Origin of the sequence: Stenotrophomonas sp. WZN-1 (assembly GCF_002192255.1) — a bacterium.
Lineage (GTDB): Bacteria > Pseudomonadota > Gammaproteobacteria > Xanthomonadales > Xanthomonadaceae > Stenotrophomonas.
The window spans coordinates 3247024-3271476 of record NZ_CP021768.1 but is presented as its reverse complement, the minus strand read 5'-3'; the positions used below and the strand labels follow the sequence as shown (position 1 = coordinate 3271476).

Below are 24453 nucleotides of genomic sequence, written 5' to 3'. Positions count from 1 at the left end.
GCCCCCATTTTTGCCCGCAGCCTGTTGCCACGTGGCCCGATCCCGTTCCCGCACCGACCGTACCCCATTCCAGACCGAGATCCTCGACCTCAGCCATGATGGTCGCGGTGTCGCCCGCCGTGAAGGCGAGGGCGGCAAGGTCACCTTCGTCAGTGGCGCGCTGCCCGGCGAGGTGGTGATGGCTGAACAGACCGCCCGCAGCCGCCATTTCGACGAGGCGCGCACCGTGGAGGTGCTGCAGGCCTCGCCGCAGCGGGTGACCCCCAAGTGCCCCCATTTCGGTACCTGCGCCGGTTGCGTGCTGCAGCACCTGGACGAGGACCAGCAGATCGTCGCCAAGCAGCGCGTGCTGATGGACAACCTGGAGCGGATCGGCCATGTGAAGCCGGGTACCGTGCTGGCGCCGCTGGTCGGTGAGAGCTGGGGCTACCGCCGCAAGGGCCGCTTCTCGGTGCGCCGGGTCGAGAAGAAGGACAAGACCCTGGTCGGCTTCCGTGAACAGGATCCGCGCTTCGTCGCCGACCTCAGCCAGTGCCTGACCGTGATCCCCGAGATCGGCACCAAGGTCGAGGCGCTGTCCACCTTCATCGAGTCACTCGATGGCAAGCGTGACATCCCGCAGATCGAATTCATCGCTGGTGACCAGGCCGTGGTCCTGACCGTGCGCCATCTGCAGCCGCTAAGCGATGCCGACCGCGTGGCCTGGGCGGCCTTCGGCCAGCAGCATGGCTTCGTGATCTACCTGCAGTCCGGTGGCGTGGACACCGTGCAGCCGCTGGACGGGCAGGGCGTGCCGCTGTCGTTCCGTCTGGCGCCGTGGGATGTCGAACTGGCGTTCCGCCCGCTGGACTTCATCCAGGTCAATGCCAAGCTCAACGAGAAGATGATCGCCCACGCCCTGGACCTGCTGGAACCGGGCGAGGACGAGCGCGTGCTGGACCTGTTCTGCGGCCTGGGCAACTTCACCCTGCCGCTGGCCCGCCGCGTGCGCGAAGTGGTCGGTGTGGAAGGCGATGCCGGCCTGGTCGCGCGTGCGCGTGAGAACGCCGAGCGCAATGGCCTGGCCAACGCGCAGTTCTTCAGCGCCGACCTGACCCAGGACCAGCGCAGCACTCCGTGGATGCGCCAGGGCTTCGACAAGCTGCTGCTGGACCCGCCGCGCTCGGGCGCGATCGAAGTGCTGCAGCAGCTGCCGCTGAAGCAGTTCAAGCGCATCGTCTACGTCAGCTGCCACCCCGGCTCGCTGGCGCGCGATGCCGGCTACCTGGTCAACGAACAGGGCTTCACCCTGGTCAGCGCCGGTGCGATGGACATGTTCCCGCACACCGCGCACGTGGAAAGCATCGCGGTGTTCGAGAAGCGCTGATCGGCTGTCATGCCCATCGCGCATAATGGCGCGATGGGCATTGAAATCGAACGCAAATTCCTCGTCAGCAGTGATGGCTGGCGCACCGCCGCGCACCGGGTGATCCCGATGGCGCAGGGCTACATCAACGACATGGGCGCGCTCGACCGCGGCACCCAGAACGCCTCGGTGCGCGTGCGCATCGAAGGCGACCACGCAGCGTTGAACCTGAAGTCGCGCACCATCGGCCATACCCGCCAGGAGTTCGACTACCCGATCCCGGTGGAGGACGCGCGCGCGCTGCTGGCGTTGTGCGTGGGGGGCCTGATCGACAAGCGCCGCCATCTGGTCGAACACGCCGGCCTGACCTGGGAAGTGGACGAGTTCCTTGGTGACAACGCCGGCCTGGTGGTGGCCGAAGTCGAGCTGGACAGTGCCGACCAGGCGATCGACCTGCCGGACTGGGTGGGTGCCGAAGTCACCGACGACGCGCGCTACTACAACGTCGCACTGGCCAGTCATCCCTATTCACAGTGGTGAAGCCCCAAAAAGGGGACGGAGGGGATCAAGTCGTCTTTACCCCAGCTGTGCTGGAAACGACTTAATCCCCTCCGTCCCCTTTTTTCGAGGGAGGCGGGCCCCATGTGGTGGGGATGAGAATCGACATCTACTCCGACGTGGTCTGCCCCTGGTGCTGGATCGGCAAGCACCGGTTCCAGCAGGGTGTGCAGTTGCTGGGCGCCAATGCGCCTGAACTCGATATCCACTGGCAGCCGTTCCAGCTGGACCCGGACGCGGACGATACCCCGGTGCCGCTGCGCGAGGCCTATGTGCGCAAGTTCGGTGGCGTCGAGCGCACCGAGCAGATCCTCGGCCAGACCCAGACCACCGCGCGGGCCGAGGGCCTGCCGATGGATTTCAGCCAGGGCCAGGTGCGGGTGACCACGCTGCCGGCCCATCGGGTGTTGTGGCTGGCCGGCGAGCACGGCGTGCAGGATACAGTCGGCGAAGCACTGTTCCGTGCCCACTTCGAGCATGGCCAGAATCTGGCCGATACCGCCGTGCTGGTGAAGGCCGGCGTGGCGGGCGGCCTGGACGGTGGTGAAATCGCGCAGATGCTGGCCTCCGACCGCGGCCTGGCCGAGGTCGAAGCCAAGCTTGCACAGGCCCATGCATTGGGCATTTCCTCGGTGCCGACCTTCGTCATCGATGGGAAGTGGGCCATTTCCGGGGCCCAGCCGCCGGAAGCGTTCGCCCAGGCCCTGCAGCAGATCGCGGCCGAACAGGGCGCCCCGGCCACCCCGGCTGGCGGCGACGAGGCCTGCGGCCCGGACGGCTGCAAGGTCTGAGCAGATCGGGGTCAGATCCCCGCAGGGGGCTCTGACCCCACACCTCCCTTTCGCCTTGACCACTGCGCCTGTCGGCCGGTTCTGCGACAATGCGGCACTGCGCCATCCGGGCGCGCGTTGTGGAGATCGACCATGCTGCTGATCGGCGTTGCCGGCACCGAACTGACCGCCCAGGAACGTGACTGGCTGCAGCACGATGCCGTGGCCGGGGTGGTGCTGTTCAAGCGCAACTTCGCCTCGCGCCAGCAGGTGACCGATCTGAGCGCGGCGATCCGCGCCGCCGCCCCGCGCCCGCAATTGATCTGCGTGGACCAGGAAGGCGGTCGCGTGCAGCGTTTCCGCGAGGGCTACAGCGAGCTGCCGCCGCTGCAGGACATCGGTGCGCTGTACGCCACCGACCCGCAGCAGGCGCTCGCGCTGGCCGAGCAGCATGCCTGGCTGATGGCCAGCGAAGTCCGCGCCAGCGGCCTGGATCTCAGCTTCGCGCCGGTGGTCGACCTCGGCCGTGGCAACCGCGCCATCGGCAACCGCGCCTTCAGTGAAGACCCGCAGGTGGTGGCGGCGTTCACCGCCGCTTATGTGCGTGGTATGCATGCGGTCGGCATGGCCGCAACGCTCAAGCATTTCCCCGGCCACGGTACCGTGCTGGAAGACACCCACGTCGATACCGCGATCGACCCGCGCGCGCTGGACGAACTGCGTGCGCAGGACCTGGTGCCGTTCCAGGCCGGCATCGCCGCCGGTGCCGATGCGGTGATGATGGCGCACGTGATCTATCCGCAGGTGGCAGCGGAGCCGGCCGGCTATTCGCCGCGCTGGATCCAGGAGATCCTGCGCGGCGAGCTCGGCTTCCGCGGCGTGGTGTTCTCCGATGACATCGGCATGGCCGCCTCGCACAGCGCCGGTGGCGTGCCGGCACGCGTGCACGCGCACCTGGATGCCGGCTGCGATGTGGTGCTGGTCTGCCACGCGGAACTGGTCGATGAAGCCCTGCACGCCGTGCAGGGACGCTCCCTCAATACTGCTGCGCTGCTCGGCCTGCTTGGCCGCGGCGCGCTCGGCTGGGACGGCCTGCTGGCCGATGCCCGCCATGGCGACACCCAATCCCGTCTGCTTGAAACTCTTGGAAGAACCGTCTGATGCCCAACCTCACCATTTCCCAGGCCCTGGCCCAGGCTGACCTGCTGGTCGACCGTCCCACCATCGACAAGGCCATCGCTGGTATCGCCGACGCCATCGCGCGCGATTACAAGGGCGAGGTGCCGCTGTTCCTGTCGATCATGCATGGTGCGCTGCCGTTCGCCGGCCAGTTGGCGCTGGAACTGGGCGCGCGCGGCCAGGACGTGCAGTTCGATTACCTGCACGCCACCCGCTACCGTGGCGAAACCACCGGCGGTGACCTGGTCTGGAAGCACAAGCCGGCCACCTCGCTGTTCGGCCGCCGCGTGCTGCTGGTCGACGACATCCTCGACGAGGGCTACACCCTGCAGGGCGTGCGCACCTGGTGCCTGGAGCAGGGCGCGACCGACGTGCGCATCGCCGCGATGACCGTGAAGAAGCACGACCGTGCACTGCCGGACGTGACTGCCGACTACGCCGGCATCGAACTGCCGGACCGCTACGTGTTCGGCTTCGGCATGGACGTCAACGAGACCCTGCGCTGCGTGCCGGCCATTTACGCAATGAAGGAATAACCGCGCAGCCGCCCACAGCGCGTCTTCTTCCACCGCCGGCATCCTCGGGTGCCGGCGTTCGTCTTTTCATGGAGTGCTTCGAATGCAACAGATCGCCCTGGCCGTGATCGGCGGTACCGGTGTCTACAACCTGGCCAAGCTTGACGACGTGCAGACCCATGAGGTCGACACCCGCTTCGGCCGCCCGTCCGGTCCGGTGCGGGTGGGGACGCTGCTCGGCCATCGCGTCGCGTTCCTGGCGCGGCATGGCGAGGGGCATTCGCTGCCGCCGCACAAGATCAACTACCGCGCCAACCTGGCCGCGCTGCAGCAGCTGGGCGCGCAGCGGGTGCTGGCGTTGAACACGGTGGGGGGCATCACCGAACACTTTGGTCCGCGCGTGCTGGCCTGCCCCGACCAGATCATCGACTACACCTGGGGCCGCATCAGCACGATCTGTGAAGAAGAGGGCACCGACGTGGTTCACGTCGATTTCGGCCATCCCTACACGCCGATGTTGCGCAGCAAGATCCTGGCGGCAGCCAAAGTGACCGGTGTCACTGTCCATGACGGCGGCTGCTATGGAGCAACGCAGGGTCCGCGCCTGGAAACCATCGCCGAAATCGCCCGCATGCGCCGTGATGGCTGCGACCTGGTGGGCATGACCGGCATGCCGGAGGCCGCACTGGCACGGGAGCTGGGCCTGGATTATGCCTGCCTGGCGATCATCGCCAACTGGGCCGCCGGCTGCGGTGATGGCGAGGAGATTACGATGGCCGAAGTGCTGGCCAATGTGCAGGCGGCCAGCAACGGACTTCCGGAACTGGTGGGCGAATTGGCGCGGGGGTGATTGTCTTCCCCGAGCAAGCTTTGCATACTCAGCTTGTGCGCGGGTTCAGCGTACACCACCCATTCATTGCATAAGGTCTCGCATCACCATGCCGAACGGTACCGTCAAGTGGTTCAACGACGCCAAGGGATTTGGCTTCATCTCGCCGGAGGATGGCAGCGCCGACGTGTTCGCGCACTTCTCCGCCATCAACTCCAAGGGCTTCCGCAGCCTGCAGGAAGGCCAGCGTGTCACCTATGACGTGACCCAGGGCCCGAAGGGCGCCCAGGCTTCGAACATCACGCCGGCCGAGTGATCCACTCGACAGTGCGTTGAAAACCCCGCTTCGGCGGGGTTTTTTTTTGCGTCACGGCAAGGATTGTGCTGCCGGGGGCCGGAGTGCAGATGGCCATCCGGATTTGCGCTCGGGCACAATGCGTCCATGAAGGAACGACTGCGCATCGCCGTGATCGGCTACGGCACCGCCGGACAGGCATTGTCCATCCTGCTCTCCCGTGATGGCCACGAGGTTGAGATCTTCGAACGCGTGCCCACCCCCGGGCCGGTTGGCGCCGGCTTCCTGCTGCAGCCCAGCGGCCTGCAGGTGCTGTGGCAGATGGGCCTGCTTGATGCGGTGCGCGCACATGCCGCGCCGGTGCACCGCCTGTATGGCGACACGCCGTGCGAGCGCGCGGTGATGGACATGCGCTACGACGGCCTGGACGCGCGCCTGCATGGCCTGGGCATGCAGCGCGGGGCCTTGTTCTCGCTGCTGGACGAGGCGCGCGCAGGCGAGGGCCAGCTGCATGCGGGTACCACCATTACCGGGGTGGATGCCGAACACGGCCGTCTGCGCGACAGCGCCGGGCGCGCGCATGGCCCGTTCGACCTGGTGGTGGCCGCTGATGGCGCCGCGTCGACGCTGCGCGGCACGATCGCCGGCGGTACCGGGCTGGACCGGGTGTATCCCTGGGGGGCGCTGTGGTGCCTGCTGCCGGCCGAGGACTGGCCGCACCTGCAGGAGCTGCGCCAGCGCTACGTGGCCGCGCGCAAGATGATCGGGCTGCTGCCGGTCGGTACGCGCCCCGGTGACGACACGCCGCGCCTGAGCTTCTTCTGGAGCCTGCCACGCGCCGACTTCGAGCGCTGGCAGGCCGACGGCATGGCCCCCTGGCTGGATGAGCTGCATGCGTTGTGGCCACAGGCCAGTGCACGCTTCGCCCATCTGCGTGATGCCGGCCAGCTGGCGCGCGCGGTCTACCGTGACGCTGTGATGACGCGCTGGCATTGCGGCCGCATGGTATTGGCCGGTGATGCCGCACATGCGATGAGCCCGCAGCTGGGGCAGGGCGTGAACATGGCGCTGCTTGATGCGTTGGCACTGCGCGATGCCGTGCGCACGCATGGCGGCGGTGCCGCTGCACTGCAGGCCTACCAGGCGCAACGCAGGGCACACGTTGCGGTGTACCAGCGCTGGAGTCGTTGGCTGACACCGCTGTTCCAGTCCGACCGTGACGCCTGGGCCAAGGCGCGTGACGTATTGCTCGGCCCGATGGGGCGCCTGCCCGGAGGGCGTGGCCACATGCTGCGCGTGCTCAGCGGTACCCAGCATGGCTGGTTCGGTTCGCTTGCGCTGGATCCGGCTTTCGTCGACGCACTGGCCACCGCAGCGGAGATGCCTCGCATCAACGCGATCACGGCCAATGCGTGAAGCGCGCTGTCACGTGAATTAACGGTTGCCTCACCGTGGATATGCGAGAAGTAGGTTGCACGCGATTGCGCGGCGCCCGTTTTCCTTTCCGTGATCAACATCGCGCGTGGCCCGGGCGGCGTTGCCGTTGCGGCCTGTCGCGGCCCGGACGTGCCGCCTGTTGTTGAAGAGGAGGACGCCATGTTGTTCGCGGTCGAGGAGCTGGAATCGGAAATCTGCAAGCTGCGCGGACTGTTGCAGATGCTGCACGAGGACCAGCCCGACGTACTGGAGGACGTGTTCGAATTCCATGTGGGCAGCCTGATCAGTCATGCATCGCCGGAGCACCATGCACGCATCCGCGCCTGCGCGCAGGAAATGCTGGCGGCGATCCAGGCCTTGCCGCGGCGACGTGAAGATGACACGCCCGAGTTCCAGTTGATGCCGCAGCTGGGCATCCGTCCGGCCTGATTCAAACCACTGGCAGTTCCACCAGGCCGTTTTCCACGCAGGCGACCATCTGATCGCCGTCGGCGGGAACAGGCACGATTCCGGCGGTGAACGCAGAAAAGGCCGGCAGCACCGTCATCCTGTCACGCAGCCAGAATGCGGGGAAACGCCTTCGCAATGGCCTCAAGGCGACCTGCGGATGCAGGTGCCCGGCAATCACATGCAGCTCTGCATCGGGTGTCGGCTCATGGCGAAGCAGGAACGGCGGCAGCCGTACTTCGTCGTGGACCTGTACCTGCAGCTGGGCATGCGGCAGCTGCCGGTCGTGATTCCCGCGCAGGACATGCACATCCAGTGCAGCGTTGCGTTCGCGCCATCCCAGCCATTGCTGGTACCAGGCGGCGCGATGCGCCGGCCCATGCAGGATGTCGCCCAGGATCCACAGCTCGCGGCAGCCATGCCTGTCCTGCAGACCCTGCAGGCGTTGCAGGTCTTCGCCGGTGCCGCCGCTGGGCAGGGCGATGCCGGCGCGGCGGAACACATCGGCCTTGCCCAGGTGCAGGTCGGCAATCAACAGCGCCTGCCGCGCGGGCCAGTAAAGCGCACGCGCGCCAAGCAGAATCAGCGATTCGCCTGCGCGCAGCAGTGGCAGTTCATCGGCCATGGCGACGCTCCAGCTGCTGGGCCGCGCGTTGCACGCGGGTACGCCAGTCCTCGTTGCTGAACTGCCCACGCAGGCGTTCGGCCCACAACGGGAAGCCCAGTGGCGTAAGTGACGATGGACGCTGCATCGAGAGAATCTGCGTGCCGATCCTTGCCAGTACCTGCTGTAACCCAGCCAGATCGAGGCTGTCGTGCAGCACCTCGCGTTCGGCCAGCGCCAGCAGCAGATGGTCAGGATCGTGCTCGCGCAGCACGTCGAAGAGCAGGCCTGCCGAGGCCTGCAGCTGGCGCAGTGATCGCGGCATGCCGCCGGGCAGGCTGGGTACCAGCAGGCCCGCTACGCGCGCGATGCCACGGAACTGGCGGCGCGCCAGCTCGCCCAGGTTCACCGCGGCACGCAGATCGTCAAGCAGCCGATCGGTGGTGAACAGCGCCTTCCATTCCGCCGCATCCAGATCGATCGCCTGCGCCGGTGCCAGTACCAGGCCGTGATCGTTCACCGCATAGCCGATGCTGTTGCGCTGCCGGCGGGTACAGCGCAGCGCCAGCAAGGCGGCCAGCGCCTCGTGCACGTGGCGGCCGGCAAAGAGGTAGACGAACAGGAACTGGCCTTCGCGGCGTCGCACCTCTTCCACCAGAAGGTGGCCAGGGCCGGGAAGCGCCGACAACTGCTGCTGCAGTGCCAGCAAGGGGGACAGCCAGCGTGATTCGGCGCTGTCGTCGGCGCCGGACAGGACCCACTCCAGCTCGCGGCCGAGCGGCATCGACAGCGGCAACTGGCCGCCCTGCCAGCGGGGGACGACACCGTCACCGCGCCCTCGTGCCAACCGCACGAAGGCGGTCATGTCGCGCAGCTGCACCAGCTCCAGCAGGCGTCCGGCGAACTGGAAGCGATCGCCACGGCGCAGGCGGCTGGCGAACTGCTCCTCCACGGCGCCCAGGCTACCGCCGCGCAGGAACTGCACGCGCACACTGCCATCGCTGCTGATGGTGCCGATCGACAGCCGATGACGCAGCGCCTGGCGACGGTCGTGCATGCGGTACCGCCCATCGGCATCACGCACGACCTTGTGGAAATCGGGGTACTGGGCCAGCGCCTGGCCGCCTTGCACGATGAACGTGAGCACGGCCTGCCATTGATCGTCGCCGAGAGACGCGAAGGCATGGGTACGCCTTACCTGTGCCAGCAGCGCGGCGCTGTCGAAGCCGCCCGCCAGGGCGCGGCTGACCGCATGCTGGGCCAGCACATCCAGCGACAGCGTTGGTGGCCTGCGTGCTTCGACCACGCCTTCGGCCAATGCACGGCGTACCGCAGCGTACTCGGCCAGCTCCAGCGCATGGCTGGGGACGCACAGAATTGAGCCGCTGGCACCCGGACGATGGCGTGCGCGTCCGGCGCGTTGGCGCAGGCGCGCCACGCCCTTCGGGCTGCCCAGCTGCAGTACCTGCTCAACCTCGGGGAAGTCCACGCCGAGGTCGAGGCTGGAGGTGGCAACGACGCAGCGCAGCGCGCCCGCGCGCAGCCCGTCTTCCACCTGCTGGCGCAGCACCGGATCCAGCGAGCCGTGGTGCAGCGCCAACGTGGCCGGGTCTTCCGGCCAGACCGCGGCCAGCGCCTGATGCCACAGTTCTGCCTGCGCACGGGTGTTGGTGAACAGCAGGCTGCTGCGCGCCTGCATCAATGCATCCAGCACGCGCGGCAGCTGCGCCAGGCCGAGATGCCCGGCCCAGGGGAAACGTTCGCCGGGGTCCGGCAGCAGACTGCGCACGCTGATTGCGCGCGGGCGCACGCCCTGCACGATCGGCGCGTCGGGCTGCCCGGGCAGCAGCACGTCGCGCGCTTCCTGCAGGTTTCCCAGCGTGGCCGATAGTCCCCACAGCTGCAATGCAGGCGCGGCCTCGCGCAACACCGCCAGGTTCAACTGCAGCAGCACTCCACGCTTGCTGCCCAGCAGCTCGTGCCATTCGTCCACCACCACGCAGCGCAGCTGGCGCATGCGCGGCAGCGTATCCGGATAGCTCAGCAGCAGCGCCAACGATTCCGGCGTGGTGACCAGTACGTCGATGCGGCCCTCGCGCGCCTGTCGTCGTTCGCGGTTGCTGGCGTCACCACTGCGCAGGCCGACGCGCCATCCAAGCCCCACCCCATCAACCACGGCCTGCAGTGCGCGCGCGGTGTCGCTGGCCAATGCGCGCAAGGGCGTCACCCACAGCACCTGCAGCGGGCGCACCGCGCTGGCGCGGCGGGGCGGGGGCGGTGGATCGATCATGGCCTGCAGCAGCGGACCGCCGAACATCGCCATGGTCTTGCCGCTGCCCGTGGGGGTGTGCAGCAACCCGGATCCGCCGGCGAGATAGTGCCGCCACATCGCGCGCTGGAACGGCAGCGAGCGCCAGCCTTTCGACGCGAACCAGTCTTCCAGCCGGCGTAGTGCCTGGCTGCGGTTCATCGCGCCAGCGCCTGCAGGGCGGCCAGCTGATCGGCCTCGCTGGCCGGCTTGTCGTGGCGCCAACGCAGGATGCGCGGAAAGCGCACGGCGATACCGGACTTGTGCCGGCTGCTGCGGTTGACTGCCTCGAAGCCCAGCTCGAACACCTGTTCGGCGCGCACGCCGCGCACCGGTCCGAAGCGCTCGCGGGTGTTGGCGCGGATCCAGCGGTCGAGCGCGAGGATTTCCTTGTCATCCAGGCCCGAATAGGCCTTGGCCACCGGTACCAGCGCGTCGCCGTCCCAGACGCCGAACGTGTAGTCGGTATACAGCGTGCTGCGCCGCCCATGGCCGGCCTGCGCATACAAGAGCACCGCATCGATGGTGAGCGGATCGACCTTCCATTTCCACCAGTCGCCGCGGCGTCGCCCGGCCTGGTAGGGCGAGCCACGTCGTTTCAGCATCAGCCCTTCCACGCCGCGTTCGCGCGCTGTTTCCCGCATCGCGGCAGCCTGCGGCCAGTCTTCGGCGGCAACGTCGGGTGACAGCCGGATCCGTGCATCACCCAGGGCACCGACGATCTCGGCAAGCCGTGCACGCCGTTCCTGCAACGGATGCTCACGCAGGTCCGCGCCATCGAGTTCCAGCAGGTCATAGGCGAGCACGCGCACCGGCGTGTTGCGCAGGGTGGCCGCACCGGGTTTGCGGCGCTGGATGCGGGTCTGCAGTGCGGTGAATGCACGCGGCAGGTCGGTGGCGTCGTCCCAGGCCAGCAGCTCGCCGTCCAGTACGCAGCCATCGGGAAGCGCCATCGCGGCCTGCTCGATTTCGGGGAAGCGGCCATCCAGCCGCTCTTCGCCGCGTGACCACAATGCGACCTCGCCACGCCGGCGCAGCAGCTGCAGGCGGATGCCATCCCACTTCCATTCCAGCAGCCAATCTTCGATAGGGCCGAGGCGCTCGGCAGGATCGCTTTCCAATGGCGAGGCGAGGAAGAACGGGTAGGGTTGCTGCCGGTCCAGTGGCAGCTCATCCGGCGACAGCAGCTGGCCCAGCAGCCCGGGCGAGGGCACCCATTCGCCCAGCATGCGCTGGGCGATGCGTGCGATGTCCAGGCCGGACCACTCCGCCAGTGCCTGCTGCACCAGGCGCTGCGAGACGCCGACGCGCAAGGCGCCGGTCAGCAGCTTGTTGAACACCAGGCGTTCGCCGCTGCAAAGCTGCCGCCAGCCGGCGACGACCGCCGTACGGCGCACCGCTTCGGGCTGGTTGGCCACCGCCAGCAGGTGCTGTTCGATCCATTCGGCCAAGGGGCGGTCGGGCGAAGGCTGTGGTGGATCATCCAGCAGCAGGGTCAGTGTCTCGGCGAGGTCACCGACCTGCGCATAGCTGTCTTCCACCAGCCACGGTGGCAGCCCCGATTCCTCGGCGATCCAGGTGCGCAGTTCGCCACTGGCGGCGATCTTGCGGCGTGCACCGCCCACCTTGCCACCGCTGAGCAGGTACAGCGCCCACGCCGCATCATGCGCGCCTGCCTGGCTGAAGTAGTCGATCAACGCTGCACGCTTGTCCAGCGTGGCGGTGCTGCGGTCCAGGCGCTGGTAGAGCGCCGCGAAGGCCTTCATTCCTCGCTCCCGAAGTCGGTACGGAAGGCTTCAGCCGCTACGCCACGCTCGCGCAGGAAGGGAATCAACGCATCGGTATTGCCATGGGTGGCGATCACCCGCTGCGCGCCCGTCTGTTCGATGGTCTGCAGCAGCGCGGGCCAATCGGCGTGATCGGAAATGACGAAGCCACGATCGACGTTGCGGCGACGCCGGTTGCCGCGCAACTGCATCCAGCCCGAGGCGAAGCCCAACTGGTGGCGGCCGAAGCGGCGCATCCACGGTGTGCCGGCGGCCGAGGGTGGGGCGAGGATCAACTGGCCGGCGGCATCCGGCTGGCGACCCTGCTCGGCCACCGCAAGCGTCTCCAGCATTGGCACGTTGGCCTGCCGGTACACCGCCACACCATTGGCGATGGCTCCGTGCAGCCAGGCCGGGCGATCGTCCAGCGGCAGCAGTTCGGCCAGCACCCGTTGCGCCTTGCCCAGTGCATAGCACAGCAGGATCGCAGCTTCGCCGCGCTGTTCGCATTCGCGCCGCCACGCCACGATCTCCGCAGCGACGGCGGGGGTGTCCGGCCAACGGTAGATCGGCAGGGCGAAGGTGGCCTCGGTGATGAAGGTATCGCAGGGCACCACTTCGAATGGCGCACAGGTTGGATCAGGCTGGCGCTTGTAGTCGCCGGACGCCACCCACACCTGTTGCCCGTCGTCGATGCGCACCTGCGAAGACCCCAGTACATGGCCGGCTGGATGCAGCGATACCTGCACCTGGCCCAGTCGGAACGGTACGCCCTCGGCATGTGCCTGCACCGGTACATCGCCCAGGCGCCAGCGCAGGATCGGCAGGCTGCCGTCGCTGCAGTGGTACTCGCCCATGCCCGGGCGTGCGTGATCGCCGTGGCCATGGGTGATGACCGCGCGCGCTACCGGTCGCCAGGGATCGATGTGGAAATCACCGGCGGCGCAGTACAGCCCTTCGGGGCGCAGGACCACCAGATCGTCGTTGGCTGCCATGCGATCACTTTGGCCGGCCGCTCGTGCACAGGGTGAGAATCGGCCTGAACACGGGCTTGGCAGGCGATGCGGCACAATCGAACCGCACACCTCTTGCCGCCAGGACGGACCGGATGAGTGGACCCAGCTTCAGCAGCAACGCGCCGTACGAAACCCATGTGGTGCTCAACCAGCCGCCGCCGTTCGCGGGGCGCCAGTTGTGGACCGACGACGTGGCATTGATGGATGCCGTGCAGCGCGAAGGCGCTGGCAGCTTCGTGCCGCGACTGGCTGTCTATGGCGCGTTGGCGGGTGACGAGCTCTACCGGCTCGGCTTCGATGCCAACCGCGATCGGCCGCGCCTGCGCACGCATGATGCGCAGGGCCATCGCATCGATACGGTGGAGTTCCATCCGGCCTATCACCAGTTGATGGGCGCAGCGAAGCAACATGGCGTGGCGGGCCTGTCCTGGCACGAGCCGCAGCCGGGTGCGCATGTGGCGCGGGCGGTGCTGAGCTATCTGCATCACCAGGCTGAGGCGGGCACCAGCTGCCCATTGACCATGACCCATGCGGCAGTGGCGGTGCTGCGATCGCAGCCGCATCTGGCCGAGTGGGCGCGCAAGGCCGCCGCGCCGGTCTATGACCCGCGCGATGTGCCGGTGGCGGACAAGGACGGCATTACCCTGGGCATGGGCATGACCGAAAAGCAGGGAGGCTCGGATGTGCGCGCCAACGGCACGCGCGCCGAACCAATCGATGGCGAACGCTATCGCCTGGTCGGTCACAAGTGGTTCTTTTCGGCACCGATGTGCGATGGCTTCCTGGTGCTGGCGCAGGCGCCGGGAGGACTCACCTGCCTGTTGATGCCGCGCCGGTTGGCCGACGGAGACCGCAACGCATTCCGGTTGATGCGCTTGAAGGACAAGCTCGGCGATTGGGCCAACGCCTCCAGCGAAGTCGAGTTCTGCGGGGCGCAGGCGTGGCGGGTGGGCGAGGAGGGACGCGGCGTGGCCACCATCATCGGCATGGTGATGATGACCCGCCTGGACTGCATGCTGGGTGCGGCGGCGGAAATGCGCATGGCGCTGGCGCAGGCCCTGCATCACGCACGTCATCGCCGCACGTTCGGCAAGCTGCTGGTCGAGCACCCGTTGATGACCAATGTGCTGGCCGACCTGGCACTGGAGTCGGAAGCGGCCACGGTGCTGTCGATGCGCATCGCGCGTGCGGTGGACCGGGCCGGCGTGGATGCCAACGAAGCCGCGTTGGCGCGTGTGGGGACGGCGCTGGGCAAGTACTGGTTGTGCAAGCGCGCGCCGGCCTTCGTCAATGAAGCGCAGGAATGCCTGGGCGGTGCGGGCTATGTGGAGGAATCGATGCTGCCGCGGTTGTACCGGCAGGCACCGTTGAATTCGATCTGGGAAGGCAGCGGCAACATCCAGTGCCTGGACGTGCTGCGCGCACTGGCGCGCGAACCGGAGGCGCTGGCGGCGCTGCGCGCTGAGCTGGCGGCGGTGGCCGATCGTGATGCGCGCTACGCAGCGGCTTTGCAGCGTTGGGCAGCGGCGCCGCCACCGGATGAGTCGCAGGCGCGGCTGTTCTGCGAGCGCACTGCGCTGCTGCTGCAGGCCGCGCTGCTGTTGCGTGCGCGCAGTCCGATGGCGGAGGCGTTCGTGCGCAGCCGGCTGCACGGGGAGCATGGGCTGGTGTTCGGGACGCTGCCGGCGGGCGTGGACCTGTCGGCGATGCTGGCGCGCGCGCTGCCGTAGGAGGCGGCCAACGGCGGAGCCCCTCGTGCTGAGCGGCGCGGAGTCTGCGTCGTGAGCGGGCCGCGCGGGTGGGTTGCGCAGGGGGCGCTGCAAGTACGTCCATGTAAGCTCGGTCGCCGCATCCATGCGGCTCACGCCCCTGCGCAACCCACCCGCGCGGCCTTGGACGGTTTCCGTGCCGTCCACCACGGATCAACAGAAAGAGCGGAGAGCGAAAAGCAGAAAAGCCGCGGCAATGCCGCGGCTTTTCCTGTGGAGCCGAGCCGATGCTCGGCTGGTCGGTAGCGCCGGGCCATGCCCGGCGAACGAACCGTTAGTGCTTGGCTTCTTCCTTGGCCGCGTTCGCCTTCGCGTCATTGGCGACGTCGCGGGCCTTGTCGGCCACCTTCTGCGCGGCGTTGGCGGTGGCGTCGCTGGCGTGTGCAGCGGCGTCGGTCGCGGCGTCCTTGGCCTTGTCAGCGGCGTTGGCGGTGGCGTCTGCAGCCTTGTCCAGCGCCTGCTGGGTATCGGCGGCGGCCTGCTCGGAGGCTGCCGCAGTCTTGTCGGCGGCGTCACGGGTGGCCTCTGCTGCCTTGTCGACGGCGTCGCGGGCAGCCGCGCCGGCGCTGTCAGCGGCCTGCTGCGCGTCCTGCTTGGCCTGTTCGGCTTCCGGGCCCTTGCAGGCGGCCAGGGCCAGCAGCAGGGAGGCGGCCAGCAGGGTGGTGGTGATCGGGCGAATCTTCATGGCGGTCTCCGGTACTGCAATGGATGGGGACGCCAGCCTATTCATGCCGTTGTGAAGGCGGGGTCGCGATGCCAGTGGTAGGCGGTGGCATCGGCGCAAAGAAAAAGCCGCTGGCGAACCAGCGGCTTTTCCAGAACAGCGTGAAGAAAGAAGTTATTACTTCTTGGCTTCTTCAGCAGCGTCCTTGGCCTTCTCGGCGGTGCCTTCGGCAGCCTTGGCAGCGTCGGCAGCAGCGCCGGCAGCAGCGTCGGTGGCAGCAGCGCCAGCCTGGGCAGCGGCGTCGACCGAAGCGTCAGCAGCGGTGGCGGCGGTGTTGGCGGCCTGCTGGGCAGCGTCGGCGGTCTGGGCGCCGGCAGCGGCGGCCTGGTCGGCAGCAGCCTGGGCTTCGGTGGCGGCTTCGTTGGCCGAAGCAGCGGCGTCCTGGGCAGCTTCCTGCTTCGAGCAGGCGGCCAGGGCCAGAGCCAGGGACATCGCGACCAGCAGCTTGTTGATGCTCATTGTGTAAATCCTCGTCGTTAGAATTAGGCAACGCGCATGCTGCGCGCCGACAACATGATGACAAGCCAAGATTGGGTGTCAAGCGATCCCGCATTCATTTTTGCGAAATCATCGTTAAATCTTTTTAAATCAATTCGATGGCGATTGCCGTTGCTTCGCCGCCACCGATGCACAGGGTGGCAATGCCGCGCTTGCCACCGCGCGTGCGCAGGGCGTTGACCAGGGTCACCACCAGACGTGCACCGGAGGCACCGATGGGATGACCCAGCGCGCAGGCACCGCCATTCACGTTGAGCTTGTCGTGCGGGATGCCCAGCTCACGCATCGGCGCCATTGCCACCACGGCAAAGGCTTCGTTGATTTCGAACAGGTCGATCTGGTCCAGCGACCAGCCAGTCTTGGCCAGCAGCGTGTGGATCGCGCCGATCGGGGCGGTGGTGAACCACTCCGGTTCCTGCGAATGGGTGGCGTGGCCGACGATGCGGGCCAGCGGGGTGATGCCACGTGCGGCCGCGTCTTCCTCGGTCAGCAGCACCACCGCGGCGGCGCCGTCGGAGATGCTGGAGGAACTGGCGGCGGTGACGCTGCCGTCCTTCTTGAAGGCCGGGCGAAGGGTCGGGATCTTGGCGATGTCCGAGCGTCCCGGCTGTTCGTCGGTGGCGACCTCGACGTCACCCTTGCGGGTGGCCACCTTCACCGCGACGATCTCGTCGGCGAACGCACCGTTGGCCTGTGCGGCCTGCGCGCGCTTGACCGATTCGATCGCGTAGGCGTCCTGCTCCTCGCGGCTGAACTGGTACTTGTCCACGGCGCATTCGGCGAATTCGCCCATGGCCTTGCCGTCGTAGGCGTTGACCAGGCCGTCGTGGGCCATGTGGTCGACCGCCTGGAAGTTGCCGAAGCGGTTGCCGGTACGCGAGTTCGGCAGCAGGTGCGGGGCGTTGGACATCGATTCCATGCCACCGGCGACCACGATGCTGGCCGAACCAGCCTTGATCAGGTCATGGCCGAGCATGATGGTCTTCATGCCCGAACCGCACACCTTGTTGAGGGTGGTGGCACCGGTCGACAGCGGAATGCCGGCGGCGATCGCTGCCTGGCGGGCGGGCGCCTGGCCGAGGTTGGCCGGCAGCACGCAGCCCATGAGGACCTCGGAGACGTCGCTGGCCGGTACGCCCGACTGTTCCAGGGCGGCCGCGATGGCGGCCGCGCCGAGGGTGGGGGTCGGCACGCCGTTGAACTGGCCGAGGAAGGAGCCGATGGCGGTGCGCTTGGCGGCGGCGATGACGATGTTGGACATGGCAATCTCGTTGATGCGTAAGCAATGTTCGGAAAGGAGACCGCGGACGTTGGAAGCGCCGCGGTTTCCCGGCAGACTGCGTGGGGGTCGGCCCAAGTATAGAGGGTCGGGGAGGGCCGCCGCTGGGCGGCACCGCACGCCTGCCGGGATGTAGGCAGGCCAACGTTCATGGGAAGGAATCGATGGAACGCACGATGATGGTGAGGTCCGCGCTGGCAACGGCGCTGGCGATGGCAATGACGGCATGTGGTGGCGGCGGAGGCGGCGGCAATGTCCGCATCGATCCCCCCCCGACCACCCCGACACCTCCAACCACGCCCCCTCCGACGACGCCGCCGCCGGCCAAGCCGCAGGAACCGGCCTTCGACGCGCACCTGTCAGTGACCAATGCGCGTGCCGCACAGGCCGCCGGCCTGACCGGGCAGGCCGTGCGCATCGGCATCGTCGACTCGGGTGTGCAGCGCAACGCCGCGGCGCTGAACGGGCGCGTGATCGCCAACCTCAACTACATCGATCCGGCGCGCAACAACCTGCTGGTGGACGACGTGGTGGGCCACGGCACGGCGGTCGCCAGCCTGGCTGCCGGCGCGTCGGTGGGATCCTGGCCGGGTGGCATCGCCCCCGGTGCGCAGATCGTCTCGGCGCGGATCATCGCCGACAAGCCGCCCGTCGATGACGGCAGCGGCAAGGGCAATTCCTTCAGTGGCCCGCTGGGCGTGGCGCAGGTCCACCAGGACCTGATCAGCTACAACGTGAAGGTGATGAACAACTCGTGGGGCGGCCTGTACTGGACCGACCTGCCGACCACCGCGCAGGTGGCGGCCGAGTACCGTCCATTCGTCATCAACCATGGCGGCCTGGTGGTGTTCGCAGCCGGCAACGACGCGCGCACCGAACCGAGCAGCCTGGCCGCCCTGCCCAGCCAGCAGGGCGTTGCCGGCTCGCTGCCGGCGGCCGACCTGGAGCGCGGCTGGCTGGTGGCGACCGCCGTGGACCCGTATGCACCGGGCACGCTGGCCAGCTACGCCAATGCCTGTGGCCAGGCCGCGCGCTACTGCCTGGCGGCGCCGGGCAGCGCGGTCTATCCCGACGCCAATGGCAGCACCTACTACTGGAACTACGGCACATCCTTCGCCGCCCCGTTGATCTCCGGCGCCGCCGCACTGGTCTGGCAGCGCTACCCGTACTTCGACAACAACCTGGTGCGGCAGACCCTGCTGGGCACCGCCAAGGACATCGGCGCGCCCGGCGTGGATGCGGTGTTCGGCTACGGCCTGCTCGACATCTCGCGGGCGATCAAGGGCCCGGGCCGCTTCGACTGGGGCGATGTGGTGGCCAATGTCGATGCGCCATCGAGTGGCTCGCTGTGGAGCAACGACATCGTCGGCAGCGGCGGACTGGTCAAGCAGGGCGGGGGCACCCTGGTGCTCGCAGGCAACAACAGCTACAGCGGCGCCACCCGCATCGAGCGCGGCATCCTGTCGCTGCAGAACGGCGCTGTCATCCGTTCCAACGTGACCATCCTCGGCCAGCCCGATCCGGATTCGACCGGCCTGCAGTTCAATGGTGGCACGCCGCGCGTGATCGGCAACGTGGTCAACGGCAGCAGCGTGTTCCTGACCACCGGCAGCACCACCGGCACCATCGAGGGCAACTACACGCAGCAGGCAGGTGGCCAGTTGATGATCGCGCTCGGTGCCAATGCGCTGCAGGTGACCGGCACCGCCTCGATCAATGGCGGCGTGCGCGTGCATGGCTTCGTCTCCGGCTATGTGCCGCAGAACGGCAGCCGCCAGGACCTGGTCCATGCGGCCGGCGGCCTGAGCGGCACCTTCAGCAGCCCGGCCACCTCCAGCGGCCTGCAGGGCCTGTCGCTGCTGCAGAGCAGCTATGGCTATGACAGCAACAATGCCTGGTTGAACCTGACCCAGGTGAGCGTCACGGCGGCGGCGACCGGGCTCACGGCCTCGGCGCAGTCCGCCGCGCAACGACTGGAAGGTGCGTTCAGCGCGCTCGATGGCAGTCCCGCCCTGCAGGGCTCGGCCTTCGGTACGGCGGCCGGTGCGCTGCAGTGGACCGGCGGTGGCAGCGAGGGCCTGGCAGCCAGCCTGCAGAGCCTGTCCGGGCAGGCCCATGCGCGGGCCGAGTCGGCCACCTTCGACAGCATCGACATGTCACGCCGTGCCATCGCCGAGCGCTTCGATCGCGTGCAGGCGGCGCCGCGCCTGCGCGGGGCCTGGCAGAGTGCGCTCGGTGAGGCCGGGCAGGGCAGTTTTGCCGGCAATGCCGCCGACAGCCGCGGTTGGATGGCTGGTCAGGACCTGCCGCTGGGCAGCAATGGGCTGATGGGCGTGGCCTTTGGCGAGACCCGCAGCAATGGTGGCAGCAGCTTCGGCGGCGATCGTGGGCGTGATCGGCAGGCGCAGGCGCAGCTGTACGCCGGCTGGAACCTGGGCCGGGGTTATGCGCTGGCGCAGGTCGGCAGCGGCCAGTTCACCCGTGCGCTGGATCGGCAGGTGCTGCTGGGCGCCGGTGCCTACGGTGTTTCCGCACGTTACGGCGGACGCTTCAGCAGTGCCAGCGTCGAAGGCGGCTATCGTTTCGGCCGCGCGGGCGCGTCGTTGACACCGTATCTGGGCGCCAGCACCACGCGCGTGGATACCGACGCCTTCAACGAGCTGGGTGGTTTCGGCTTCGGCCTGCGTGGCGATGCCAACCGTGTGCAGCGCAGCCAGATGCTGGCCGGTATCCGCGGCGAGCGCGGTTGGGGGCGCTGGACGCTGCGTGGGCATGCTGAGTGGCAGCAGCGGCTCGACGGTGCCGATGCGGGCTGGCAGGCCAGCTTCGTTGGTGTCGATGCCTGGGCGCCATTGGCGGGCTGGAACGCGCCGCGCGGCAGTGCGCTGTTCGGTGTGGCGCTGGAGTCGTGGTGGGGCCGCAATGGCCGCCTGAGCCTGGGCTTCGACCAGCGCGTCGGTGGCGAGGGCGCGCGCCAGGCGGCGCTGCGCTACAGCACCGGGTTCTGAGTGGGCGGTCGCGCCGGGACGTCAGCCCCGGCGCGACATCGGCAGGCTCAGCCGCCGCGCAGGTTGCCCAGGCGCGGGGTGCTGCGGCCCAGCGGCATCTTCAGCTTGCCGATCGACAGGATGCGGCTTTCGGCGATGCGGTCGGCCGCACGCTGCGGCGCGATGTTCTCGCGCTGCGACAGTTCGAAGATGCGGGTGAGGTTGTGATAGATGCTGCGGATCAGGCGCATCGCGCGTTCGCGGTTGTAGCCATCGATCTCCAGCGACACGTTCATCACGCCGCCGGCGTTGACCGCATAGTCCGGTGCATACAGGATGCCGCGCGCGTGCAGTTCATCGCCGATTTCCAGGCTCGACAACTGGTTGTTGGCGGTACCGCAGATGATCTTCGCCTTGATCCGCGGCAGGGTGTCGGCATTGATGGCGCCTTCCAGCGCGCACGGTGCGAACACGTCGGCGTTCACTTCGTGGATCTCATCCGGCTTGACCGCTTCGGCGCCGAAATCGCTGACCGCGCGATCGACCAGCGCGCTGTCCAGGTCGGTGACATACAGCTTGGCACCGCGGTCGCGCAGCAGTTTCACCAGTTCCATGCCGATGTGGCCCAGGCCCTGTACTGCGATGCTGGTCTTGCCCACTTCCTCATGGCCGAACTTGAAGCGCATCGCCGCCATCAGCGCCTGCAGCGCACCATAGGCGGTGAACGGGGCCGGATCGCCGGAGCCGCCATGGACCTGGTGCACGCCGGTCACGAACTGGCTCTCCAGGTAGATGTTTTCCATGTCGTTGACGTCGGTGCCGACGTCTTCGGCGGTGATGTAGCGCCCGCCCAGCGAGTCGACGTAACGGCCGAAGGCGCGGAACAGCACCTCGGTCTTGTCCACCTTCGGGTCGCCGATGATCACTGCCTTGCCGCCACCGACGTTGAGGCCGGCCAGCGCATTCTTGTAGGTCATCGTCCGGCTCAGCCGCAGCACGTCGGCCAGTGCCTCGTCGGTGCTGGCGTAGGGGCGCATGCGCACGCCGCCCAGGGCCGGGCCCAGGGTGGTGTTGTGGATGGCGATGATCGCCTTCAGGCCGGCATCATGGTTGTGGCAGAACACCACTTGTTCGTGGCCGGTGGTGGCGAGGGTTTCGAATAGCATGGCGTCTCCGATGGCGCGAACAGCGGCGAACTGCAGCGAACGGCCAGTGAACGGTAGGGTCCCAAAACAAAAAAAGCGACGTCGTCATGGCTGGGGGACGGGTCGCGCGGCGCCATTCTAGTCCATTCCCCCGGCCGGTGCCGTCGACGTTGGCCGCCATCCGGTTAAAGAAGATGAAAGTGCGGCCGATGCTGCGACGACGGCGGGTGGCCGGATGGGCGTGAAGAGGCAGGTCGGTCAGTGACAGCAAGGGCATTACAACGACAGGGCGGGCAGCGATGACACCGACCTGGTGGCGGTTGCTGCGCGGCTGGCTGGCGCGTTCGACCGGGACGGCACCGTCGCGGCTGGTCGCTGCGTCCCGCCAGGCGGTGGCCGCTGCAGCCGCGAGCCTGCAGGGCGAGGCGCTGCCATCGGCGGAAATCGCCGCTCACCTGCAGCGCGGGCTGCATGCGCTCGCCCTGTATCCGAGGCTGGCGGGCGAGCCGACGCCAGTGCAGGACCCCGGCCTGGGCGAGGCGGTGGCACGCGCGCTGCAGGACCGCGACTGGGCGGCCAGGCAGCTGCCCCGCCGGCCACAGCTGCTGCCGCAGCTGATCCAGACCGTCAACGACGATGCCGCCTCGGCACGCGTGATGGCCGCGATCATCGGCCAGGATCCGGTACTGACCGGCAACCTGCTGCGCATCGCCAACAGCCCGACCTACAAGGTCCATGAGCGCCCGGTCGAAAGCCTGCAGCGGGCGGTGACACTTGTCGGTACCGAGGGCGTGCGGCAGATCATCAGTGCGGTACTGGTGCAGCCGGTGATGCAGGTGCAATGCGAGGTGTTCCCGCAGTTCAGCGCAATCATCTGGGAGCATGCGCTGCTGGCATCGCGTGCAGCGGCCGATCACGCGCGCACGGTCACTTTCGGCGATGCTTTCGCCGCGCAGTGGCTGGGCCTGGTGCAGGGGCTGGGTGCAGCACTGGTGATGCGCCAGCTGCTGCAGGAGGCGCAGGCCCGTGGCGAGGCCGTGGAGCCGGCGTTGGCCCTGCAGCTGCTGCAGCAGTGGTCGTTGCCGCTGGCGCAGCGGGTGGCCGCCGCATGGGAGCTGCCTGAGCCGGTTCACCAGGCCTTGGCGGTGGATGCGGAAGGACCGTTGGCCGACAGCCTGCGCCTGGCCAGCGCCGCCGCAGCGGCCAGCCTGTTGTGCCGCCATGGGCATGCCAGCCAGAGCCGCATGCTGGCCCTGCTGGAACAGCTGCCTTCGGCACCGCCGCATGCGTTGCGCTGGATCTGGCGGCGCCTGCATGGGCGCAGCGTGGAAACACTGGATGAGGCCGCGCGCGACGACGTCGGGCCGGCCGCCTGAACGCTACAGCTGCGATTCCACCGGCAGCCAGCTGATCGCCCGCGACAACCAGCGCTTGCGCGCCGTGGCGCCCGGCTCGGCCTCCATCCAGTGCGGTGGCGGTTCTCGCTCCAGCCAACGCAACCGGCGGCGGTCGTCCAGCGCCAGCCACCAGCTGTGCCTGGGGTCTGCCAGGCGCAGGTACTCGTCCCGCAGCTGTGCGCCCAGCACCGGATCGTCGAACAGCACGCCCATTTCAGTGTTCAGATAGGCTGAGCGCGGGTCCAGGTTGAATGAACCGACGAAACCGCGGCGGTCGTCGACCAGGAACGCCTTGGTATGCAGGCTCGCGCCGCTGCTGCCGAAGACCCCGGCGTCGCCGGACTGCCCCTGCGCCTTCAGTTCGTACAGGTGGACGCCCGCTTCGAGTAACGGCACGCGGTAGCCCATGTAGCCACCGTGCACGGCGGCGACGTCGTTGGCGGCCAGTGAGTTGGTGATCACGCCGACCTGCACGCCCCGCCCGGCCATGGCCGAAAAGCCATCCAGGCCCTCGTTGCCGGGTACGAAGTAGGGCGAGATCAGCAGGGACTTGTGCTGGGCGGCCTGCAGCTCGCTGATCAGCGTCGACACCAGCCAGGCCCCGCGATCATCGTCGCGGTGCTTCATCGGCGGGTCCGAGACAATGCGCACCGCACCACTCCAGTGCAATGGCTCGGGGCTTGGACGCTGCCGTTGGCGCGACTCGGCCACGCGCGCAAGGTAGGGCCGCGCCACGTCCCGCTGTGCTTCATGATCCGATTCGCGGACCAGCAGGCGCAGCTGTGCATCGGTATGGAAGGCAAGCGCCGATACCGGAATGGCCGCTTCACTGTTCCAGTAGTCGTCGAAGATCCGATTGGCCTGTTCCACGGCAGGGCCGGCCACCAGCAGGTCCAGATCCTGGAAGTTCACATCGGTGCGTGCGCTGAAGTATTCCTCGCCGATGTTGCGGCCACCGACGATCGCGACGCGACCGTCGGCAATCCAGCTCTTGTTGTGCATGCGATGGTTCACGCTGAAGAAGCGCTGCACCATCTCCACCATGCGCAGGATGCCGGTCCGGTTGCGGAACGGGTTGTAAAGGCGGATTTCAATGTTCGGGTGCCGGTCCAGGGCCATCATCAGCGCGTCCTTGTCCTTGGCATTCATGTCGTCGAGCAGGATCCGCACGCGCACCCCGCGCTCGGCGGCGTCATGTAGCGCCTTGGCCATCAGGTGGCCGATCAGGTCGTCGTGCCAGATGTAGTACTGCAGGTCCAGGCTGCGGCCGGCCTGGCTGGTGATCAGCGCGCGCGCGGCGAAGGCATCCAGGCCATCGCTGAGGAACGCCACGCCCGACTGGCCGGGATGGGCCGCCTGCAACGGCACGATCTGCTGGTCGATGCGGGTCTGCGCCGTCTGCAGCGGCAGCACGTGCGAGGGGGTGCCGTGCGCCTGCGGCGTGAGGTGGTCGGCCAGCAGCAGGCCGGACAGGACCAGCAGCAACAGCGCGGCGATGGCGATCGCAACGACGCGCAGCAGGCGTCGCCACAAGGGTTTGGGCAGGCTCATGCCCCGATGGTAGATCCACGCCATGCGTGGATGA

The 24453-nt window shown here is 68.0% G+C and carries 21 protein-coding genes; 12 read left to right on the top strand and 9 right to left on the bottom strand.

What is annotated here, in order from left to right; all coding sequences use genetic code 11:
- Positions 1–31 precede the first annotated feature (31 nt).
- The 9 genes from rlmD to CCR98_RS15410 all read left to right on the top strand — a co-directional run bounded on the left by rlmD (position 32) and on the right by CCR98_RS15410 (position 7357).
- Positions 32–1366, top strand: coding sequence for a 23S rRNA (uracil(1939)-C(5))-methyltransferase RlmD (gene rlmD / locus CCR98_RS15450; protein ID WP_087923290.1), 1335 nt, complete (start codon positions 32–34; stop codon positions 1364–1366).
- Between the two features lie 33 nt (positions 1367–1399).
- Positions 1400–1885 (top strand): CYTH domain-containing protein, encoded by a 486-nt coding sequence (locus tag CCR98_RS15445; RefSeq protein ID WP_042359274.1) that lies wholly within the window; start codon positions 1400–1402, stop codon positions 1883–1885.
- Between the two features lie 113 nt (positions 1886–1998).
- The gene (locus CCR98_RS15440; protein WP_087923289.1) at positions 1999–2694 is read left to right on the top strand and encodes a DsbA family oxidoreductase; all 696 of its coding nucleotides are present in this window, start codon (positions 1999–2001) and stop codon (positions 2692–2694) included.
- Positions 2695–2826: 132 nt separating this feature from the next.
- Positions 2827–3834, top strand: coding sequence for a beta-N-acetylhexosaminidase (nagZ, locus tag CCR98_RS15435; RefSeq protein ID WP_087923288.1), 1008 nt, complete (start codon positions 2827–2829; stop codon positions 3832–3834).
- Positions 3834–4388, top strand: coding sequence for a hypoxanthine-guanine phosphoribosyltransferase (locus CCR98_RS15430; RefSeq protein ID WP_005410592.1), 555 nt, complete (start codon positions 3834–3836; stop codon positions 4386–4388). Before nagZ ends, CCR98_RS15430 begins: the two co-directional genes overlap by 1 nt.
- 82 nt (positions 4389–4470) lie before the next feature.
- The gene (locus CCR98_RS15425; RefSeq protein ID WP_049430529.1) at positions 4471–5217 is read left to right on the top strand and encodes an S-methyl-5'-thioinosine phosphorylase; all 747 of its coding nucleotides are present in this window, start codon (positions 4471–4473) and stop codon (positions 5215–5217) included.
- 88 nt (positions 5218–5305) lie between these two features.
- A complete protein-coding gene (locus CCR98_RS15420; protein ID WP_005410590.1) occupies positions 5306–5512 on the top strand; it encodes a cold-shock protein in 207 nt (68 codons plus the stop codon).
- 126 nt (positions 5513–5638) lie between these two features.
- Complete coding sequence (locus tag CCR98_RS15415) at positions 5639–6907, top strand: NAD(P)/FAD-dependent oxidoreductase (protein ID WP_087923287.1); 1269 nt, start codon at positions 5639–5641, stop codon at positions 6905–6907.
- 180 nt (positions 6908–7087) lie between these two features.
- Positions 7088–7357 carry a hypothetical protein gene (locus CCR98_RS15410; protein ID WP_087923286.1) on the top strand — a complete coding sequence of 90 codons (270 nt, stop codon included), beginning with the start codon at positions 7088–7090 and terminating at the stop codon, positions 7355–7357.
- A 1-nt stretch (position 7358) separates the two neighbouring features.
- On the opposite strand, the gene pdeM is transcribed toward CCR98_RS15410, so the two are convergent.
- The 4 genes from pdeM to CCR98_RS15390 are packed head-to-tail and all read right to left on the bottom strand — an operon-like array spanning position 7359 to position 13048.
- Positions 7359–8000 carry a ligase-associated DNA damage response endonuclease PdeM gene (gene pdeM, locus CCR98_RS15405; RefSeq protein WP_087923285.1) on the bottom strand — a complete coding sequence of 214 codons (642 nt, stop codon included), beginning with the start codon at positions 7998–8000 and terminating at the stop codon, positions 7359–7361.
- A complete protein-coding gene (locus CCR98_RS15400; protein ID WP_087923284.1) occupies positions 7990–10449 on the bottom strand; it encodes a ligase-associated DNA damage response DEXH box helicase in 2460 nt (819 codons plus the stop codon). The genes pdeM and CCR98_RS15400 overlap by 11 nt, the downstream gene beginning before the upstream one ends.
- Positions 10446–12053 (bottom strand): ATP-dependent DNA ligase, encoded by a 1608-nt coding sequence (locus CCR98_RS15395; protein ID WP_087923283.1) that lies wholly within the window; start codon positions 12051–12053, stop codon positions 10446–10448. Before CCR98_RS15395 ends, CCR98_RS15400 begins: the two co-directional genes overlap by 4 nt.
- Positions 12050–13048 (bottom strand): ligase-associated DNA damage response exonuclease, encoded by a 999-nt coding sequence (locus CCR98_RS15390; RefSeq protein WP_087923282.1) that lies wholly within the window; start codon positions 13046–13048, stop codon positions 12050–12052. The genes CCR98_RS15395 and CCR98_RS15390 overlap by 4 nt, the downstream gene beginning before the upstream one ends.
- Before the next feature lie 113 nt (positions 13049–13161).
- Between CCR98_RS15390 and CCR98_RS15385 the strand changes: the two genes are divergently transcribed.
- Positions 13162–14799 (top strand): acyl-CoA dehydrogenase family protein, encoded by a 1638-nt coding sequence (locus tag CCR98_RS15385; protein ID WP_087923281.1) that lies wholly within the window; start codon positions 13162–13164, stop codon positions 14797–14799.
- Positions 14800–15112: 313 nt separating this feature from the next.
- Here the strand turns inward: CCR98_RS15385 and CCR98_RS15380 are convergent, their stop codons facing one another.
- The 3 genes from CCR98_RS15380 to CCR98_RS15370 all read right to left on the bottom strand — a co-directional run bounded on the left by CCR98_RS15380 (position 15113) and on the right by CCR98_RS15370 (position 17321).
- The gene (locus CCR98_RS15380; protein WP_014647982.1) at positions 15113–15523 is read right to left on the bottom strand and encodes a hypothetical protein; all 411 of its coding nucleotides are present in this window, start codon (positions 15521–15523) and stop codon (positions 15113–15115) included.
- Between the two features lie 156 nt (positions 15524–15679).
- Positions 15680–16021 carry a hypothetical protein gene (locus CCR98_RS15375; protein ID WP_075676974.1) on the bottom strand — a complete coding sequence of 114 codons (342 nt, stop codon included), beginning with the start codon at positions 16019–16021 and terminating at the stop codon, positions 15680–15682.
- 124 nt (positions 16022–16145) lie between these two features.
- A complete protein-coding gene (locus tag CCR98_RS15370) occupies positions 16146–17321 on the bottom strand; it encodes a thiolase family protein (RefSeq protein ID WP_014647981.1) in 1176 nt (391 codons plus the stop codon).
- Positions 17322–17503: 182 nt separating this feature from the next.
- On the opposite strand from CCR98_RS15370, the gene CCR98_RS15365 reads away from it, so the two are divergent.
- Positions 17504–20347, top strand: coding sequence for an autotransporter serine protease (locus tag CCR98_RS15365; RefSeq protein ID WP_087923280.1), 2844 nt, complete (start codon positions 17504–17506; stop codon positions 20345–20347).
- Positions 20348–20394: 47 nt separating this feature from the next.
- Here the strand turns inward: CCR98_RS15365 and CCR98_RS15360 are convergent, their stop codons facing one another.
- Complete coding sequence (locus CCR98_RS15360) at positions 20395–21492, bottom strand: Glu/Leu/Phe/Val dehydrogenase dimerization domain-containing protein (RefSeq protein ID WP_008264553.1); 1098 nt, start codon at positions 21490–21492, stop codon at positions 20395–20397.
- Between the two features lie 278 nt (positions 21493–21770).
- Here CCR98_RS15360 and CCR98_RS15355 point away from each other — a divergent pair, with 278 nt between their 5' ends.
- Positions 21771–22847 (top strand): HDOD domain-containing protein, encoded by a 1077-nt coding sequence (locus CCR98_RS15355; RefSeq protein WP_087923279.1) that lies wholly within the window; start codon positions 21771–21773, stop codon positions 22845–22847.
- Positions 22848–22850: 3 nt separating this feature from the next.
- Here CCR98_RS15355 and CCR98_RS15350 read toward each other — a convergent pair whose 3' ends face one another.
- A complete protein-coding gene (locus CCR98_RS15350) occupies positions 22851–24443 on the bottom strand; it encodes a phospholipase D family protein (RefSeq protein ID WP_087923278.1) in 1593 nt (530 codons plus the stop codon).
- Positions 24444–24453 lie beyond the last annotated feature (10 nt).